This window comes from Streptomyces sp. NPDC048290, from assembly GCF_040652095.1.
GTDB lineage: Bacteria > Actinomycetota > Actinomycetes > Streptomycetales > Streptomycetaceae > Streptomyces.
Map to the genome: position 1 here is coordinate 76939 of NZ_JBEZLM010000017.1, position 15833 is coordinate 92771.

12 protein-coding genes are annotated in these 15833 nt (G+C 71.8%); 5 read left to right on the forward strand and 7 right to left on the reverse strand.

The window, feature by feature from the left end; genetic code table 11:
- Nucleotides 1-5 precede the first annotated feature (5 nt).
- Nucleotides 6-1412 carry a condensation domain-containing protein gene (locus tag AB0D49_RS27005; RefSeq protein ID WP_362761928.1) on the forward strand — a complete coding sequence of 469 codons (1407 nt, stop codon included), beginning with the start codon at nucleotides 6-8 and terminating at the stop codon, nucleotides 1410-1412.
- Between the two features lie 147 nt (nucleotides 1413-1559).
- Here AB0D49_RS27005 and mmsA read toward each other — a convergent pair whose 3' ends face one another.
- The 5 genes from mmsA to iolC form a co-directional block, all read right to left on the reverse strand.
- Complete coding sequence (mmsA, locus tag AB0D49_RS27010) at nucleotides 1560-3062, reverse strand: CoA-acylating methylmalonate-semialdehyde dehydrogenase (protein WP_362761930.1); 1503 nt, start codon at nucleotides 3060-3062, stop codon at nucleotides 1560-1562.
- Between the two features lie 14 nt (nucleotides 3063-3076).
- Nucleotides 3077-5065 carry a 3D-(3,5/4)-trihydroxycyclohexane-1,2-dione acylhydrolase (decyclizing) gene (gene iolD, locus AB0D49_RS27015; RefSeq protein ID WP_362761932.1) on the reverse strand — a complete coding sequence of 663 codons (1989 nt, stop codon included), beginning with the start codon at nucleotides 5063-5065 and terminating at the stop codon, nucleotides 3077-3079.
- Nucleotides 5062-5925 (reverse strand): 5-deoxy-glucuronate isomerase, encoded by an 864-nt coding sequence (gene iolB / locus AB0D49_RS27020; RefSeq protein ID WP_362761933.1) that lies wholly within the window; start codon nucleotides 5923-5925, stop codon nucleotides 5062-5064. The genes iolD and iolB overlap by 4 nt, the downstream gene beginning before the upstream one ends.
- An 8-nt stretch (nucleotides 5926-5933) precedes the next feature.
- On the reverse strand, nucleotides 5934-6809 hold the full coding sequence (locus AB0D49_RS27025; protein ID WP_362761935.1) for a deoxyribose-phosphate aldolase: 876 nt from the start codon (nucleotides 6807-6809) through the stop codon (nucleotides 5934-5936).
- Between the two features lie 146 nt (nucleotides 6810-6955).
- Complete coding sequence (gene iolC / locus AB0D49_RS27030; RefSeq protein WP_362761937.1) at nucleotides 6956-7906, reverse strand: 5-dehydro-2-deoxygluconokinase; 951 nt, start codon at nucleotides 7904-7906, stop codon at nucleotides 6956-6958.
- A gap of 439 nt (nucleotides 7907-8345) precedes the next feature.
- Here iolC and AB0D49_RS27035 point away from each other — a divergent pair, with 439 nt between their 5' ends.
- A complete protein-coding gene (locus AB0D49_RS27035) occupies nucleotides 8346-8549 on the forward strand; it encodes a MerR family transcriptional regulator (protein WP_362761939.1) in 204 nt (67 codons plus the stop codon).
- 342 nt (nucleotides 8550-8891) lie between these two features.
- Here the strand turns inward: AB0D49_RS27035 and AB0D49_RS27040 are convergent, their stop codons facing one another.
- Together AB0D49_RS27040 and AB0D49_RS27045 are read right to left on the reverse strand one after the other, a co-directional pair.
- A complete protein-coding gene (locus AB0D49_RS27040; RefSeq protein WP_362761941.1) occupies nucleotides 8892-9971 on the reverse strand; it encodes a zinc-dependent alcohol dehydrogenase family protein in 1080 nt (359 codons plus the stop codon).
- Nucleotides 9972-10292: 321 nt separating this feature from the next.
- The gene (locus AB0D49_RS27045; RefSeq protein ID WP_362761943.1) at nucleotides 10293-12584 is read right to left on the reverse strand and encodes an MMPL family transporter; all 2292 of its coding nucleotides are present in this window, start codon (nucleotides 12582-12584) and stop codon (nucleotides 10293-10295) included.
- Between the two features lie 524 nt (nucleotides 12585-13108).
- Between AB0D49_RS27045 and AB0D49_RS27050 the strand changes: the two genes are divergently transcribed.
- The 3 genes from AB0D49_RS27050 (at nucleotide 13109) to AB0D49_RS27060 (ending at nucleotide 15170) form a co-directional block, all read left to right on the forward strand.
- Nucleotides 13109-13717 carry a TetR/AcrR family transcriptional regulator gene (locus tag AB0D49_RS27050; RefSeq protein ID WP_362762130.1) on the forward strand — a complete coding sequence of 203 codons (609 nt, stop codon included), beginning with the start codon at nucleotides 13109-13111 and terminating at the stop codon, nucleotides 13715-13717.
- 170 nt (nucleotides 13718-13887) lie between these two features.
- The gene (locus AB0D49_RS27055; RefSeq protein ID WP_362761945.1) at nucleotides 13888-14841 is read left to right on the forward strand and encodes a PrsW family intramembrane metalloprotease; all 954 of its coding nucleotides are present in this window, start codon (nucleotides 13888-13890) and stop codon (nucleotides 14839-14841) included.
- Between the two features lie 89 nt (nucleotides 14842-14930).
- Complete coding sequence (locus tag AB0D49_RS27060) at nucleotides 14931-15170, forward strand: heavy-metal-associated domain-containing protein (RefSeq protein WP_362761946.1); 240 nt, start codon at nucleotides 14931-14933, stop codon at nucleotides 15168-15170.
- Nucleotides 15171-15833: the final 663 nt, after the last annotated feature.

The following is a 15833-nucleotide window of genomic DNA, read 5'->3' on the forward strand; positions in this document are numbered from 1 at the left end:
CTCCCGTGCGCATCACCGACATCCAGCGCTGCGAGGTGCGGCCCGGACGGCTCGTCGAATGGACGCTGAGTCCGGCGACCGTCGCGACCGCCGCGGGCCTGCCGGACGACACCCGGCCCCCGGCGTACATCCAGGAGTCGCACATCAGAACGGCCCGATCCGTGCGGGACGACGGCCTGTTCGTGCCGACCTGGCTCGGCACCGCCTTCGATCTGCCGGGTCCGGTCGATCTGGACGCCCTCCAGGAGGCGCTGCGCGGCTGGACCCTGCGCCACGAGACGCTGCGCAGCGGCTTCAGGGAGTCGTCCGGCGGGGAACTGCGCCGCTTCACCCTGGACCGCGCGTCGGTGACCCTGCACCGGGAGGTCGTCGGCGACTTCACCGACCCGGACGCCCTGGTCCAGCATCTCCAGGACCGCTTCGACGTCGCCGCGGACGCGCTCCGCTGGCCGAATCTGATCTACGCGGCGGTCGTCCGGGACGACGACACCCGGGTCTACATGGCCTTCGACCACAGCAATGTCGACGCCTACTCGTTGCACCGCATCCCCTCCGAGGTCCACGAGCTGTACGCGGCTGCCGTGGCGGGGCGGGAGCTGGCGGAACCGGCGGTGGGCAGCTATGTCGACTTCTGCGAGAGCGAGCGGGCGGACGCCGACCGGATCGGCGCGGACCACGAGATCGTCGGGCGCTGGCGGGATTTCATCCGGCGCTGTGACGGGCGGCTGCCGTCGTTCCCCGTCGATCTGGGGCTCGAACCGGGCGCGGGCGGGCCGCTGCCGACCCAGCGGCTGATGCGGGAGCCGCTGGTGGACGCGGCGACCGCCGCCGCGTTCGAGGCGCGCTGCCGGCGGTACGGGGGCAGCGGGATCGGGGTGCTCGCCGCGACCGCGCTGGTGCTGCGGGAGATGGGGGAGCTGGGCGCGGGGGACGTGTACCGGACGGTGCTGCCGCTGCACACCCGGGTCAAGTCCCGCTGGTCGGAGTCGGTCGGGTGGTACGTCGGCGGGGCGCCCATCGAGATCGCGCTCGACGCCGACCTCGACTTCACGGGGGCGCTGGCGGCGGTACGGGAGCAGGTGCACGCGAACCGGGCGCTGGCGCGGATGCCGCTCGCGCGGGTGCTGCGGCTGCTCGGCGCGGATTTTCGGCCTACCTCGCCCGATCTGTACTCGATCGTGTCGTACGTGGACGCGCGGGGGTTGCCGGGGGCGGGGGACTGGGCGGCGATGTCGGCGTACGCGTTGATCCGGGTGTCGTACGGGGATCAGGTGTGCGTGTGGATCAACCGGCTGCATGAGGGGTTGTGGCTGGCCAGTCGGTATCCGGACACGGATGTGGCGCAGAAGAGTATGCGGTTGTATGTGGAGCGGTTGCGGGATGTGATCGCGGAGGTGGCATCCGTTCAGTGAGTGCGTGCGGGTCCGGTGGGGGCTGGTCGCGCAGTTCTCCCCCAGAGGGGGCACCCCCACCCCCGGAGGGGGTACCCCCAGCGCCCTGTGATGAGCGATACGAACGCCCCCCGTCATAAAGGCGGGGGGCGTTCTCGTGTGTGGTGCTCAGTGGTTGCGCGGGAAGCCCAGGTCCACGCCCGTGGGGGCCTCGGACGGGTCCGGCCAGCGGGTCGTGACGACCTTGCCGCGGGTGTAGAAGTGCGTGCCGTCGTTGCCGTAGATGTGGTGGTCTCCGAAGAGGGAGTCCTTCCAGCCGCCGAAGCTGTGGTAGCCGACGGGGACCGGGATCGGGACGTTGACGCCGACCATGCCCGCCTCGATCTCCAGTTGGAAGCGGCGGGCGGCGCCGCCGTCCCGGGTGAAGATCGCGGTGCCGTTGCCGAACGGCGAGGCGTTCATGAGGGCCACGCCCTCCTCGTAGGTGTCCACCCGCAGGACGCACAGCACCGGGCCGAAGATCTCGTCCTGGTACGCCTTCGCGGTGGTCGGCACCTTGTCCAGCAGGGAGATGCCGATCCAGTGGCCGTTCTCATGGCCCTCGACCGTGTAGCCGGTGCCGTCGAGGACCACCTCGGCGCCCTCGGCGGCGGCGCCGGTGACATAGGACGCCACCTTGTCGCGGTGGGCGGCGGTGATCAGCGGGCCCATCTCGGAGGTGGGGTCGTTGCCCGGACCGATCTTGATCTTCTCGGCGCGCTCGCGGATCTTGTCGACCAGTTCGTCGCCGATGGCGCCGACCGCGACGACCGCGGAGATCGCCATGCAGCGCTCGCCCGCCGAGCCGTACGCGGCGGAGACCGCGGCGTCGGCGGCGGCGTCGAGGTCGGCGTCGGGCAGCACCAGCATGTGGTTCTTGGCGCCGCCGAGGGCCTGCACGCGCTTGCCGTTCGCGGAGGCGGTGGTGTGGATGTAGCGGGCGATCGGGGTGGAGCCGACGAACGAGACCGCCTTGACGTCCGGGTGCTCCAGGAGGCGGTCGACGGCCACCTTGTCGCCGTGCACGATGTTGAAGACACCGTCGGGCAGTCCGGCCTCGGCCAGCAGCTCGGCGATCTTCAGGGACGCTGAGGGGTCCTTCTCCGACGGCTTGAGCACGAACGTGTTGCCGGTGGCGATGGCCAGCGGGAACATCCACATCGGGACCATCGCCGGGAAGTTGAACGGCGTGATGCCCGCGACGACGCCGAGCGGCTGGCGGATCGAGGCCACGTCGACCCGGCTCGCCACCTGCGTCGACAGCTCGCCCTTGAGCTGGACGTTGATACCGCAGGCCAGGTCCACGATCTCGAGACCGCGGGCCACCTCGCCGAGCGCGTCCGAGTGCACCTTGCCGTGCTCGGCGGTGATCAGCTCGGCGATCTCGTCGCGGTGGGCGTCCAGCAGCGCGCGGAACCTGAACAGGATGGTGGTGCGCTGGGCCAGCGAGGACTGGCCCCAGGTGGCGAACGCGTCCTTGGCCGCGGCCACCGCCGCGTCCACCTCCGCCACCGTCGCGAACGGGACCTTGGTGGTGACCGCGCCGGTCGCCGGGTCGGTGACCGGCCCGAACGTGCCCGACGCGCCTTCGACGGTCTTCCCGCCGATCCAGTGGTTGACGATCTTCGTCATGACCGAGTACTCCTTCACAGATGGCGGCGTCGGGTGGAGACGTGCCGTTCATACAGCTCACGGGCCTTGATCGCGGAGGGTCGGGTCGCGGTCTCGGCCACAGGGACATCCCACCAGGCTTGGGCGGGGGGCGCTCCCGACACTGTGTCGGAGGTTTGGGTCTCCACGTAGACACATGTGGGAGTGTCGGCCTGGCGGGCCTCGGCGAGCGCGACCCGCAGCTCACCGACGGTACGGGCGCGCAGTACCCACATGCCGAGGCTCTCGGCGTTGGCGGCCAGGTCGAGGGGGAGCGGGGCACCGGCGAAGGTGCCGTCGGGGGCGCGGTAGCGGTAGGCGGTGCCGAAGCGCTCGCCGCCGGTCTCCTCGGAGAGTCCGCCGATGGAGGCGTACCCGTGGTTCTGGATCAGCACCAGCTTGATGGCGATGTTCTCCTGCACGGCGGTGACGATCTCCGTCGGGAGCATCAGATAGGTGCCGTCGCCGACCAGCGCCCACACCGGGCGGTCCGGGGCGGCCAGCTTCACGCCGATCGCGGCGGGGATCTCGTAGCCCATGCAGGAGTAGCCGTACTCCACGTGGTACTGGTCCGGGGACTGGGCGCGCCAGAGTTTGTGCAGGTCGCCGGGCATCGAACCGGCCGCGTTGATCAGTACGTCGGAGGGGTCGGCGAGGGCGTCCAGGGCGCCGAGGACCTGGGGCTGGGTGGGGATCGCGTCCGGGTCGTCGGCGGTGTAGGCGGCGGTGACGCGCTCCTCCCAGGCTGCCTTGTCCCGGGTGTAGTCCTCGATGTACGCGTCCGGGACCCGGTGGCCGTGGACGAGGAGCGCCTCCGTCAGTTCCGCGAGGCCGCTGCGGGCGTCGGCGACCAGGGGGAGACCGGACAGCTTGTGGCCGTCGTAGGGGGCGATGTTGAGGTTGAGGAAGCGGACGCCGTCGCCGGTGAAGAGGGTGCCGGAGGCGGTGGTGAAGTCGGTGTAGCGGGTGCCGACGCCGATCACCAGGTCCGCGGCGCGGGCCAGCGTGTCGGCGGTGGCGGTGCCGGTGTGGCCGATCCCGCCGACGTCCTGCGGATGGTCGTACGCCAGGGAGCCCTTGCCCGCCTGGGTGGCGGCGACCGGGATGCCGGTGACCGCGGCGAACTCGGCGAGCGCGGTCTCGGCACGGCTGTGGTGGACCCCGCCGCCCGCGACGATCAGGGGGCGGCGGGCGGCCCGGATCGCGCTGACGGCCTCGGCGAGTTCGGTGGGGTCGGCGCCGGGACGGCGGACCGTCCACACCCGGTCGGCGAAGAAGTCGTCCGGCCAGTCGTACGCCTCCGCCTGGACGTCCTGCGGGAGGGCGAGGGTGACCGCGCCGGTCTCCACCGGGTCGGTGAGCACCCGCATCGCCTGGAGCGCGGCCGGGATCAGCGCCTCGGGACGGGTGATCCGGTCGAAGTAGCGGGAGACCGGGCGCAGGGTGTCGTTGACCGACACGTCCCCCGCGTACGGGACTTCGAGCTGCTGGAGGACCGGGTCGGCGGGGCGGGTCGCGAAGGTGTCGCCGGGGAGCAGGAGGACGGGCAGGTGGTTGATGGTGGCGAGGGCGGCGCCGGTGACGAGGTTGGTGGCGCCGGGGCCGATGGAGGTGGTCACGGCGTGCGTGGAGAGGCGGTTGGACTGGCGGGCGTAACCGACCGCCGCGTGCACCATGGACTGCTCGTTGCGGCCCTGGTGGAACGGCATGGTGTCGGCGTGCTCCACCAGCGCCTGGCCGAGTCCGGCGACATTGCCGTGGCCGAAGATGCCCCAGGTGGCGGCGATCAGGCGGTGACGGACGCCGTCGCGTTCGGTGTACTGGGCGGTGAGGAAGCGGGTGAGGGCCTGGGCGACGGTGAGGCGGGTCGTACCGGGTTCGGGGGCGGGTGCGGGGGCGGGGCGGGGGGCGGTGTTGGTGCCGGGTTCGGTGCCGGTGCCGGTGTTGGTGCCGGGGCCGGTGCCGGGTTCGGTGGGGGCGGTCATCGGTATCCCTCCGTGTGGTCGGGGTGGAAGCAGATCCGCCACTCCCGGGTCTGCCCCGGGCCCGCCATGACGTTCAGGTAGTACATGTCGTGGCCGGGCTGGGCGATGGACGGGCCGTGCCAGCCGTCCGGGACGAGGACGGCGTCACCGGAGCGGACCTCGGCGAGGACGTCCGCGCCGCCCGCGCGGGACGGGGACACCCGCTGGTAGCCGAAGCCGTTCGGCCCGTCGATCTCGAAGTAGTAGATCTCCTCCAGCTCGGCCTCCACGCCGGGCCGGTGCTCGTCGTGCTTGTGCGGCGGGTACGACGACCAGTTGCCACCGGGGGTGATCACCTCGACGGCGATCAGCTTGTCGCACGCGAAGGCGTCGGCGGAGGCGAAGTTGCGCACCTGGCGGGCGCAGTCGCCGCTGCCGCGCGACTCGACGGGGACCTCCGACGCGGGGCCGTAGCGGGCGGGGAGTCGTCGCTCGCACTTCGCTCCTGCCAGGGCGAAGCGGCCTCCCGCGTCGGAGGAGATCTGTGCCTGGGCGTCGCGGGGCACGTACGCGAAGTCGGTGACCGACGCGAACACGCTGTCGCGGCCCAGGAGTCGGAGGGTTTCGTCCCCAACTCGTACGGTACATCCGCCTTCGAGGGGAAGCACGATCCACTCGCTGTCACCGGCGGTGAGGGTATGACGGCCGCCCGGCTCCAGGGCGACGATCCGTAGGCCACTGTGCGACCAGCCGGCCAACTCCGGGTCGATGGCGAGAGTGTGGTCGGGGGTGGTGGTGGCGCCGTGGCGGATGTGCAGGTCGGTGGGGGTGGGCGGCGTCGGGGCGCCGGGTGTGGCGGGCCGCTTCGGGGCGTCGGGCATGGTGGGCCTCACAGGAGTCCTACGGCGGTGTCCACGGCGGCGGCCACGTCGCCGTCCGCCGGGTACAGCAGCGAACGGCCCACCACGAGGCCGCGCACGGTGGGCAGTCGCAGCGCGCCGCGCCACTTCTCGTACGCCCCGTCCTGGTCCTTGCCGACGTCTCCGCCGAGCAGCACGGCGGGGAGCGAGGAGGTCTCCATGACCCGGGCCATGTCGTCGGGGTCGTCGGTGACCGGCACCTTGAGCCAGGTGTAGGCGGAGCTGCCGCCGAGGCCGGAGGCGATGGCGATGGAACGGGTGACGGCGTCGGCGGAGAGGTCGTTGCGCAGCCGTCCGCCGTCGTCGCGGCGGCTGAGGAACGGCTCCACGAAGACCGGCAGCCGGTGTTCCGCCATGGCGTCTATCGCGCGGGCGGTGGACTCCAGGGTGGTGAGCGAGCCCGGGTCGGCGTAGTCGATGCGCAGCAGCAGTTTGCCCGCGTCGAAGCCGAGGCGCTGGAGGTCGGCGGGGCGGTGTCCGGTGAAGCGGTCGTCCAGTTCGAAGGCGGCGCCCTGGAGTCCGCCGCGGTTCATCGAGCCCATGACGACCTTGCCGTCGAGGGCGCCGAGGAGGAGCAGGTCGTCCAGGATGTCGGCGGTGGCGAGGACGCCGTCCACGCCGGGGCGGCTGAGCGCGAGGCAGAGCCGGGCGAGCAGTTCGGCGCGGTTGGCCATGGCGAACGGGCGGTCGCCCACGCCGAGCGCGCCCCGCGCGGGGTGGTCGGCGGCCACGATCATCAGCCGGCCGCTGGGACCGACGAGCGGGCGTCGGGTACGGCGGGCGGCGGCCTCGGCGATGGCTTCGGGGTGGTGGGTGCGGAGGTCGGTGAGGTGGGCGACGTTCACGTCGGCGGGGGTGGTGGGGGTTTCCCTGCGGGTGGGGGGCTGCGGCTGGGGCCGGGCCTGGCTTTCGGACTGGGGCTGGCTTTCGGACTGGGGCTGGCTTTCGGACTGAGGCTGGGCCTGGGGCTGAGGCTGGGCCTGGGGCTTGGTCACTTGACGGCTCCCGCCGTGAGGGCGGCCTCGACCTCGGCCGGGGTGGGCATCGCGGAGGAGCACTCCAGGCGGGAGGCGACGATGGCCCCGGCGGCGTTGGCGTGCCGCATGATCCGCTCCAGGTCCCAGCCGGACAGCAGTCCGTGGCAGAGGGAGCCGCCGAAGGCGTCTCCGGCGCCGAGACCGTTGAGGACGGTCACCGGGAGCGGCGGGACCTCGGCGGTGGTGCCGTCGCGGTGGACGGCGAGGACACCCTTGGGTCCCTGTTTGACGACGGCGAGTTCGACCCCGGCGGCCAGCAGGGCGCGGGCGGCGGCGTGCGGTTCGCGGACTCCGGTGGCGATCTCGACCTCGTCCAGATTGCCGACGGCGACGGTGGTGTGGCGCAGGGCCTCGGTGTAGTGGGCGCGGGCCTGGTCGGGGTCGGGCCAGAACATGGGGCGCCAGTCGAGGTCGAAGACGGTGATGCCGGACCGGTTCCGGTGGGCGAGCGCCTCCAGGGTCGCGGTGCGGCTCGGGTCCTCGCTCAGTCCGGTGCCGGTGACCCAGAAGATCCGGGCGGCGCGGATCGCGTCGAGGTCCAGCTCGGCGGGGTGGATCTCCAGGTCCGGGGCCTTGGGCCGCCGGTAGAAGTACAGCGGGAAGTCGTCCGGCGGGAAGATCTCGCAGAAGGTGACCGGGGTGGGCAGTCCGGGCACGGGGGTCACCCAGCGGTCGTCCACGCCGAAGCCGCGCAACTCCTCATGGAGGTAGGTGCCGAAGGGGTCGTCCCCGGTGCGGGTGATCACGGCGGTGCTCCGGCCGAGGCGGGCGGCGGCGACCGCGACATTGGTCGCCGAACCGCCGAGGAACTTGCCGAAGGACGTCACCTGCGGCAGCGGGACCCCGGTCTGCAACGGGTACAGATCCACGCCGATCCGCCCCATGGTGATCAGGTCGTACGCCATCGAGTTCCCTTCGTGCCGCCGGTGCGGCTCACTTCGCGTCACTTCGCGTTCACTGCGCCATCGCGTCGCCGGGTCACCGCGACCGCTCCGATGCGCTGTGATGCGTGCCGGTGCGGCTGCGGCCGGTCGTCGGGTCGGCCCACTCCGGTTTCTAGTCGCGTGCCGGTGGTCCTGTCAATGCTTTGTCCGGACATTCTGACTTCTAAGCTCGGTTGATCTTCCCATGAGCGTTTGCATCACTTCCGTCACAAACAACACCTGTGTGTCACATCTGTCCCGTATACGCAGGTTCTCCGTCACACCCGGTCTACAGCCGCGGTTCTGTCCTCACTGTGTGTCGCCGATCGGGCACAGGGTGGGTGATCGCCAGCGCAGTGCCCGGCTTTCTCGTCGGCCGCCCCAGGGCCGCCGCCGCGGCACGCGCGGGGAGGTGCGCCTCATGACCGACCGACGGCTCTGGTCCTACAAGGAGATCGCCGCGCACATCCGGGTGCAGCCGGACACCGTGCGCTCCTACCGCAAGCACGGGCTCCTCCCGGAGCCGGACCATGTCGAGGGCGGCAAGCCGTACTGGTACGCCGACACCGTCCGCGCCTGGGTCGCCGCCCGCCCGGGAAACCGGAACCGGCGGGACGGGGGGTGAGGTGAGCGGGGGGGAGTGGGCGGGGGGCAGGTGAGTGGGGGGGAGTGGGCGGGGGGGCAGGTGAGTGGGGGGCAGGCAGGTGAGTTGGTGGGAGTGAGGTGAGCGGGGGCGAGGTGAAGTGGGGGGTGGGGTGAGCGGGGGTGAGGGGCGGGGCGTTTGGGAGAGTCGGCAGGGAGCGGGGCGGGAGCCCCGGGCGGGAGCCCGGCGGTGTAGAGGGCCGGTCAGGGTGGATGGCCGGTGGCGGCGGAGAGTCGGTGGGGTGAGCCGGCAGGGAGCCCGGTCACGGTGGAGGGCTGGTCAGGAGCGCCCGGTCTGGTCAGGAGCGCCCGGTCCGCTCCGCCCTCACCTTCGCGGATTGATGACCGTCACTCCGACACCGGCACCGACACCGACTCCAGCACCAGCCCCCGCCCCCGACGCCGTCCCCATCGCCTCCAGCGCCCCCGGCACCGCGTCCAGGCCGATCTCCCGCGTCACCAGCGACTCCGGCCGCAGCACCCCCGCGCCCACCAGCTCCAGCATCGCCGGATAGTCGTGCGCGGCCATGCCGTGACTGCCGAGGATCTCCAGCTCCAGGGCGATCACCCGGGCCATCGGGACCGGGGTCGTCCCGGTGTCCGACGGCAGCAGACCGACCTGGACATGCCGGCCCCGGCGCCGCAGCCCGTCCACCGACGCCGCGCAGGTGACCGGCGAACCGAGCGCGTCCAGCGACAGATGCGCCCCACCGCCGGTCACCTCCCGGACCAGCGCCGCCGTGTCGGCCGACCCGGAGGCGTCCACACACCGCGCCGCTCCGACGCCGCGCGCCAACTCCAGTGCCCCCGCCGACACATCGACCGCCACGACCCGCGCCCCGGCCGCCGCCGCGATCATCACCGCCGACAGTCCGACCCCGCCGCAGCCATGCACCGCGACCCACTCCCCCGCCGACACCCGCCCCTGCCGCACCACCGCCCGGAACGCCGTCGCGAACCGGCATCCCAGCGACGCCGCCGTCCCGAACGTCATCCCCTCCGGCACCGCCACCAGATTCACATCCGCCTGCTCCAGCGCCACATACTCGGCGAACGAACCCCAGTGTGTGAAGCCGGGCTGCGTCTGCCGCTCGCACACCTGCTGGTCCCCGGCGGCACACGCGGCGCACTGTCCGCAGGCGCAGACGAAGGGGACCGTCACCCGGTCACCGACCCGCCAGCGGGCCACCCGGTCGCCCACGGCCGCGACCACTCCGGCGAGTTCATGTCCCGGCACATGTGGGAGCGTGATGTCCGGATCATGGCCCTGCCAGCCGTGCCAGTCGCTCCGGCAGAGCCCGGTCGCCTCGACCCGGACCACCACACCGTGCGCCGCCGGTTCCGGCTCCGGTACGTCCCGCACCTCGGCCGGAACCCCGAACCGTTCGAACACCACCGCCCGCATCCGCCGCTCCACGTGTCGTCGTCGCCGCCATGACCGCCAGGCGTGGAACCTGAGCCGGTGGCCAGGGGCCTGCGGGCCGGGGCTCGGGAGCCGGGGCCTGGCGGTCTTCGAGCGAACCGTAACGCGGCGTCGGTGGCACGGAGGTGAGGGAGGGTCAAAGGTGCGGGGCGGGCCGAGGTGGGGCCCGTGGTGGGCCCGGGTGAGGCGGGCGAGAGTGGGGCGGGCGCGGGGCGGTACGGGTGTCGGGCTCCCGTCCCCCGCAGTCACCGGCATCACCCCAGCCGCCGCCCCCTCTCCCCCGCGCCCTCACCCCATTCCCCGCTATCTCCGCCCGGCTGTCTCCTCCCGCCGTTCCTCGGACGCGTCCGGCGTATCCAAGGCGTCTGGAGCGTCCGGGGCGTCCGGGGCGTCGGGCGCGCCCTTCCCCTCGCTCTCGTCACCGGCCGCCCCACCCCCGCCCTCGCTCATCCCGAACCGCTCATGCAGTCTCCGCAGCGGCCCCGGCGCCCACCACGTGGCCCGGCCGGTCAGGCGCATCACCGAGGGGACCAGCAGCGCGCGGACCACCATCGCGTCCATCAGCACCGCCAAGGCGATACCGAGGCCCAGCATCTTGGTGTTGGTGACCCTGGACGTGCCGATCGCCATCAGGACCACCGCGAGGATGACCGCCGCGGCCGTGATCAGACCGCCCGTGCGCTGGAGACCGTGCCGCACCGCGCCCTCGTGGTCGCCCGTACTGTCGTACTCCTCCTTGATGCGGGAGAGCAGGAACACCCCGTAGTCCATGGAGAGGCCGAAGGCGACGCAGAACATCAGGACCGGGACCGTGGTCTCGATGGAACCGGGGCTGGTGAAGCCCAGCAGACCGGAGAGGTGTCCGTCCTGGAAGACCCACACCATCGCGCCGAACATCGCCGTGAGACTGAGCGCGTTGAGCAGCACCGCCTGGATCGGGATGAGCACACTGCCGGTGAGCAGGAAGACCAGGACGAGTGTGACGACGGCGATGAAGGCTACGCCCCACGGCAGTTTGTCGGCGATGGCGTCCTTGGCGTCGACCAGGACCGCCGCCGTGCCCGTCACCCTGGTGTCGAACGGGGCGTCCACCGCGCGGAGTTCGCCCACCAGCCGCTGGGCGGGCTCGTCGACGGCCTCGCCGCTCGGCAGCACCGTGAAGTACGCCGCGTCCCCGGCCACCAGCGGGCCGTCCACCCGCTGGACGTCGGGCAGGGCCGAGATCCGCTCCTTGTAGTCGGCGTACTCGGCCTCCGTGGCGGCGCCCTGGGCCAGTACTTCGAGCCCGCCGCCGGGGCTGCCGGGGAAGCCCTCGCGGATGTGCTGCTGGACGACATGGGACTCGGCGGTGGCCGGGAGCTGGCGGTCGTCCGCCGTGCCGAACTTGACCCCCAGGAACGGGAGGCCCAGCAGGACCAGTACGGCCGTGGTGCCCAGGGCGAAGAACGGGGCCCGGCGCATCACCAGCGTCGCCGCGCGCCCCCACGCCCGGCCCTCCTCGGCCGCCGGCCGGGGTGTCCGGCCGCGGCGCAGCAGCCGGCGCAGATCCAGCGCGTTGACCCGGTGGCCGAGCAGCAGCAGGGCGGCGGGGAGCAGGATCAGGGCCGCGGCGGCGGCCAGCAGGACCACCGCTATCCCGGCGTAGGCGAAGGAGCGCAGGAAGTACATCGGGAAGAGCAGCATCGCGGCGAGCGAGACCGCCACGGTGAGGGAGGAGAACAGGACCGTGCGCCCCGCCGTGCGCAGGGTGGTGCCGACGGAGGTCAGCGGGTCGTGTCCGGCCGCCAGCTCCTCGCGGAAGCGGCGGACGATGAACAGGGCGTAGTCGATGGCCAGGCCGAGGCCGAGTGCCGTGGTGAGGTTGAGCGCGAAGACGGAGACGTCGGTGATCTCGGAGAGGCCGCGCAGGACGGCGTTGGTGCCGAGGATCGCGACGATGCCGATGCCGAGCGGCAGCAGGGCGGCGACCGCGCTGCCGAAGACCATCACCAGCAGGACCAGCGTGACCGGCAGGGCGATCATCTCGGCCCGCAGCAGATCCTCCTGGATCGTGGTCTGCATCTCGTGCTGTACGGAGATCCGGCCGCCGAGCTGTACGTCGACCGGGCCATGGGTGCCGCGCAGGTCGGGGGCGATGCGCTCCAGGGTCTTGTTGGCCTCGCTCTCCTCGCCGGTGATACGGGCGGCTATCAGCGCCTCGCGCCCGTCCTCGGCGCGCAGGGCGGGGGAACCGGACTGCCAGTAGGAGCTGACGCCCGTGACGCCCTCCTCGGCGGCGAGCCGCCGTCTCAGCCGGTCGGCCTCGGCGGCGACCGCCGGATCGTCCACGGACGCCTCTCCGGCGTCGACCAGCAGCAGGAAGTTGGGCTGGGAGTCCGGGAACTCACGCTCCAGAGCCTCGGTGGCATACGTCGACTCGGCGTTCGGGTCCTCCCAGCCGCCGCTGCTCAGCCGGTCGGCGACCCCACCGCCGGCCAGCACCGCGAGCGCGGTGATCACCAGCGCCACCAGCAGCGACAGCCGGGGCCGGGCGGTGACGAACCGGGTCCAGCCGCCCGGCCCCGGCGGTCGCGGTGGCGTGTTGACTTCGGTCATCCTGCGGTGTCCCCTTCACCATGACCCGTGCTGGTGTGTGCCGGACGTGCGTGTGCGCGGACAGCGCAGACAGGCGGCATGGGTCTGCCATTGCCAATAGACTGGCAAACACGAGAGATCGCTCGCGTTTCACCAGAATGCGAGTGACCGCTCGCGTTTGTCAATCGCGTTCGGAGAACTGGGGATAACTCGTGCCCGACACACCCGCGTCCACGACGGCGGATGAGCACGCGGCGCCGGAAGAGTCCGCGACACCGCGCCAGTCGGCCGCGCGACGGAAGACCCCCGCGCCGGACGGCGGCCCGACATCACCCGGTCGGGCGGCCGACCCGGACGCCCCGAAGACGGAAGAGACCGCGCCCCCGGCAGAGGCACCCTCAGCCGCACCCCCCGCCACACCGCGCGCCGCGTCGTCACACACCACTCCCACCCGCACCCCCGCCCGCGCTCCCGTCCCCGCCCCCGATCCCGACGCCGCCCCGGAAGAGCGCCCCAAACGCCGCCAGGCGCGCGGTGAGCGCCGTATCGCGCAGCTCCTGGAGGCCGCCGCCACCGTCTTCACCACGACGGGCTACACGGCCGCCAGCACCAACGCCATCGCCCGTGAGGCGGGTGTCTCGCCGGGCACGCTCTACCAGTTCTTCCCGAACAAGGAAGCAATCGCGATCGAGCTGGGCGAGCGGCTGATGCGCGAGATGCGGGAGGCGTACGGCGAGGCCCTCAGCCCGGCCGCGCCGGACACCCCGCTGGAGGTGATGGTCGGCGCGGCCGTGGACCGGTTCATCGCCTTCAACTGCCAGCACCCTGTGTTCTACGCGCTGATGCACGGCCCCGACACCCCGGGCCGGTTCGCCGAGGAGCACGACGCCCTGCATGTGACGCTGCTCGGCCGGGTCGAGGACCTGCTGGTGACGATCGTTCCGACCGCCGCGCACGCCGACATCGCCCGCGTCGCCAACGTCTGTCTGAGCATCTACAAGGCCGGTCTGGAACTGGTCCTGGCCAGCGAGGGCGCCGAACGGGACGCGTATGTCGCCGAGCTGAAGTCGGTCCTGATCCGCTACCTGGAGCCGTTCGCCACCGCTGGCGGCGACGGGCCCGGCGCGAAGGCCGCCGCCGACCCGGCCCCCTGACCCGGGGACCGGGGCCCGGCACCACCGGAACGCCCCGTACATGACCCTCCTCCCGTCTTCTCCAGCCTGCGCATCGCCCCAACCCCTCATAGGGTCGGACAAATCGGCCATGACCGGGAAAGACAACGCTGCCTCGGGAGTGCGGCAGCCTGGAGCACGAGGGACCCACCGTGACCCACACCCCACCGCCGTCCGGCACACCCCGAGCCCGTATCCCCGGTCCGCAGCAGCCGCCACCGGCCCCGCCGCAGATCCGGGCGGGACTGTGGAAACGCTGCCTATGGGGCGGGCTCGCCCTGTGGGTGCTGACCGCACTGGTCACATACGCCACGAAGAACACCACGCTGCTGCCCACCCTGATCCTGCTCGGCAGCTTCCTGGTGCCGGTCACCTTCGCCCTGTGGGCCTACGAGCGGCACGGGCGTGATCTCGGGGCCGGGGTGATCCTCGGCTGCTTCCTGACCGGCGGCACGCTCGGCGTGCTCGGCGCCTCGGTGATGGAGTACTACCTGCTGCACCCGTCCCTGTGGATGTTCATCGGCGTCGGACTGATCGAGGAGGCGGTGAAGCTCGGCGCGCTGATGTTCGTGCTGCGCCGCCAGACCTGGATTCGCGGCACCCGCGCGGGGCTGGTCCTCGGCGCGACGGTGGGCTTCGGCTTCGCCGCCCTGGAGAGCGCCGGATACGCCTTCAACGCGGCCGTCTCGACCCGGGGCATCGATCTGCGGGCGCTGCTGGAGACCGAGATCCTGCGCGGCGTGCTGGCCCCGTTCGGGCACGGGCTGTGGACGGCGATCGCCGGTGCCGTGCTGCTGTCGTACCGCCGCCCGGACGGTCGCTTCCGGATCACGGGGCCGGTCGTGTGGACGTATCTCGGCGTGTCGGCGCTGCACGCGCTGTGGGACTCGACGCACGGGATCGCGGTCTGGCTGGTCACGCTGCTGACGGAGACCGGGTTGCAGCGCGCGTTGTTCGCGGAGGGCTACATCCCGCATCCGACCGCCGGGCAGCAGCATCTGTTCACGGTCTTCTCGGTCGGCGGCATGGTCGTGGTGGCGCTGCTGGGACTGGTCTGGGCCCGGTCGCTCACCCGGCGGGACCCCTCTTGGAGAAATACCCCCTAGGGGTATACAGTGAGTGGTGTCGTGACCCGCTGGAGGCCACGGCTGCCCCACCCGACCCATACGTCACCCGCTTCGACGAGGAGTACGACATGACCACCCAGACCGACACCACCGGCTCCGTCACCACCGTCTACCAGGTGAACGGAATGACCTGCGGGCACTGCGAAGGGGCCGTGTCCGAGGAGATCTCCCAGCTCGCGGGCGTCAGCTCGGTGCGGGCCGTCGCCTCGTCCGGCGAGGTCACCGTCGTCTCCGCCGCCCCGCTGGACGAGGAGGCCGTCCGCGCCGCGGTGGACGAGGCCGGGTACGAGCTGGCCGGCCGCGCCTGACAGCCGACCATTCCGGCCGTTCCAGTTATTCCGACCGTTCCAGCTATTCCGGCTGTTCCTGTCGTTCCGGGTGTTCCGGGTGTTCCGGTCATTGCGTCGGCCATGTCCGGCACCCGGCGACTCAGCCGAGCACACCGGCCGGGGGGCGTCCCCCGGCCGGTCTTGTTCACAGCCGATCCGCCGTCGTTCACAGTCCGCGTTCGCGGTGACGAACAGACCGCGATCACGTACGTTCCGTTGAACCGCGGGTCAGTCCGCGAGGAAGTTACCGACGGTTCGCCGAAGTCGTGACCTGGGTCCCTCTGGAGTCCGGCGCGACCCTCACATAAGCTCTTCACAAGGCTCGCGCATCTTCCTTACGCTTGGAACCCGTTCACCCCATCGGGCCTCTTGCGTAGCAAACGGGACATATGCAAGAGACGCAGATCACAGTGATGCGAACGTAACCATCGAAGGGGTTCGAAGGTCTAAGTTGACGATGTCAGACGGCGTCTTGGGGGGCGTCGGATGGCGTCTGAGGATGTCTTGGGGGACTTCCTCGGAATTGCGTTGCCGGGACACGTACACCGGGGAGCTTTGAGCGGCCCTCCCAGCGTGCGCTGTCCCGGCAGATGCACCGGCCGCTCCGGTGGCCGGATCGCGCGCCGCATCACCGCACGGCAC

Bases quoted from the DNA above. Each gene is read 5' to 3' on its own strand.
- AB0D49_RS27045 (WP_362761943.1), bottom strand. From the start codon at position 12,584: ATGACCGAAGTCAACACGCCACCGCGACCGCCGGGGCCGGGCGGCTGG.
- iolC (WP_362761937.1), bottom strand. From the start codon at position 7,906: ATGGCGTACGACCTGATCACCATGGGGCGGATCGGCGTGGATCTGTAC.
- iolB (WP_362761933.1), bottom strand. From the start codon at position 5,925: ATGCCCGACGCCCCGAAGCGGCCCGCCACACCCGGCGCCCCGACGCCG.
- mmsA (WP_362761930.1), bottom strand. From the start codon at position 3,062: ATGACGAAGATCGTCAACCACTGGATCGGCGGGAAGACCGTCGAAGGC.
- AB0D49_RS27060 (WP_362761946.1), top strand. From the start codon at position 14,931: ATGACCACCCAGACCGACACCACCGGCTCCGTCACCACCGTCTACCAG.
- iolD (WP_362761932.1), bottom strand. From the start codon at position 5,065: ATGACCGCCCCCACCGAACCCGGCACCGGCCCCGGCACCAACACCGGC.
- AB0D49_RS27035 (WP_362761939.1), top strand. From the start codon at position 8,346: ATGACCGACCGACGGCTCTGGTCCTACAAGGAGATCGCCGCGCACATC.
- AB0D49_RS27040 (WP_362761941.1), bottom strand. From the start codon at position 9,971: ATGCGGGCGGTGGTGTTCGAACGGTTCGGGGTTCCGGCCGAGGTGCGG.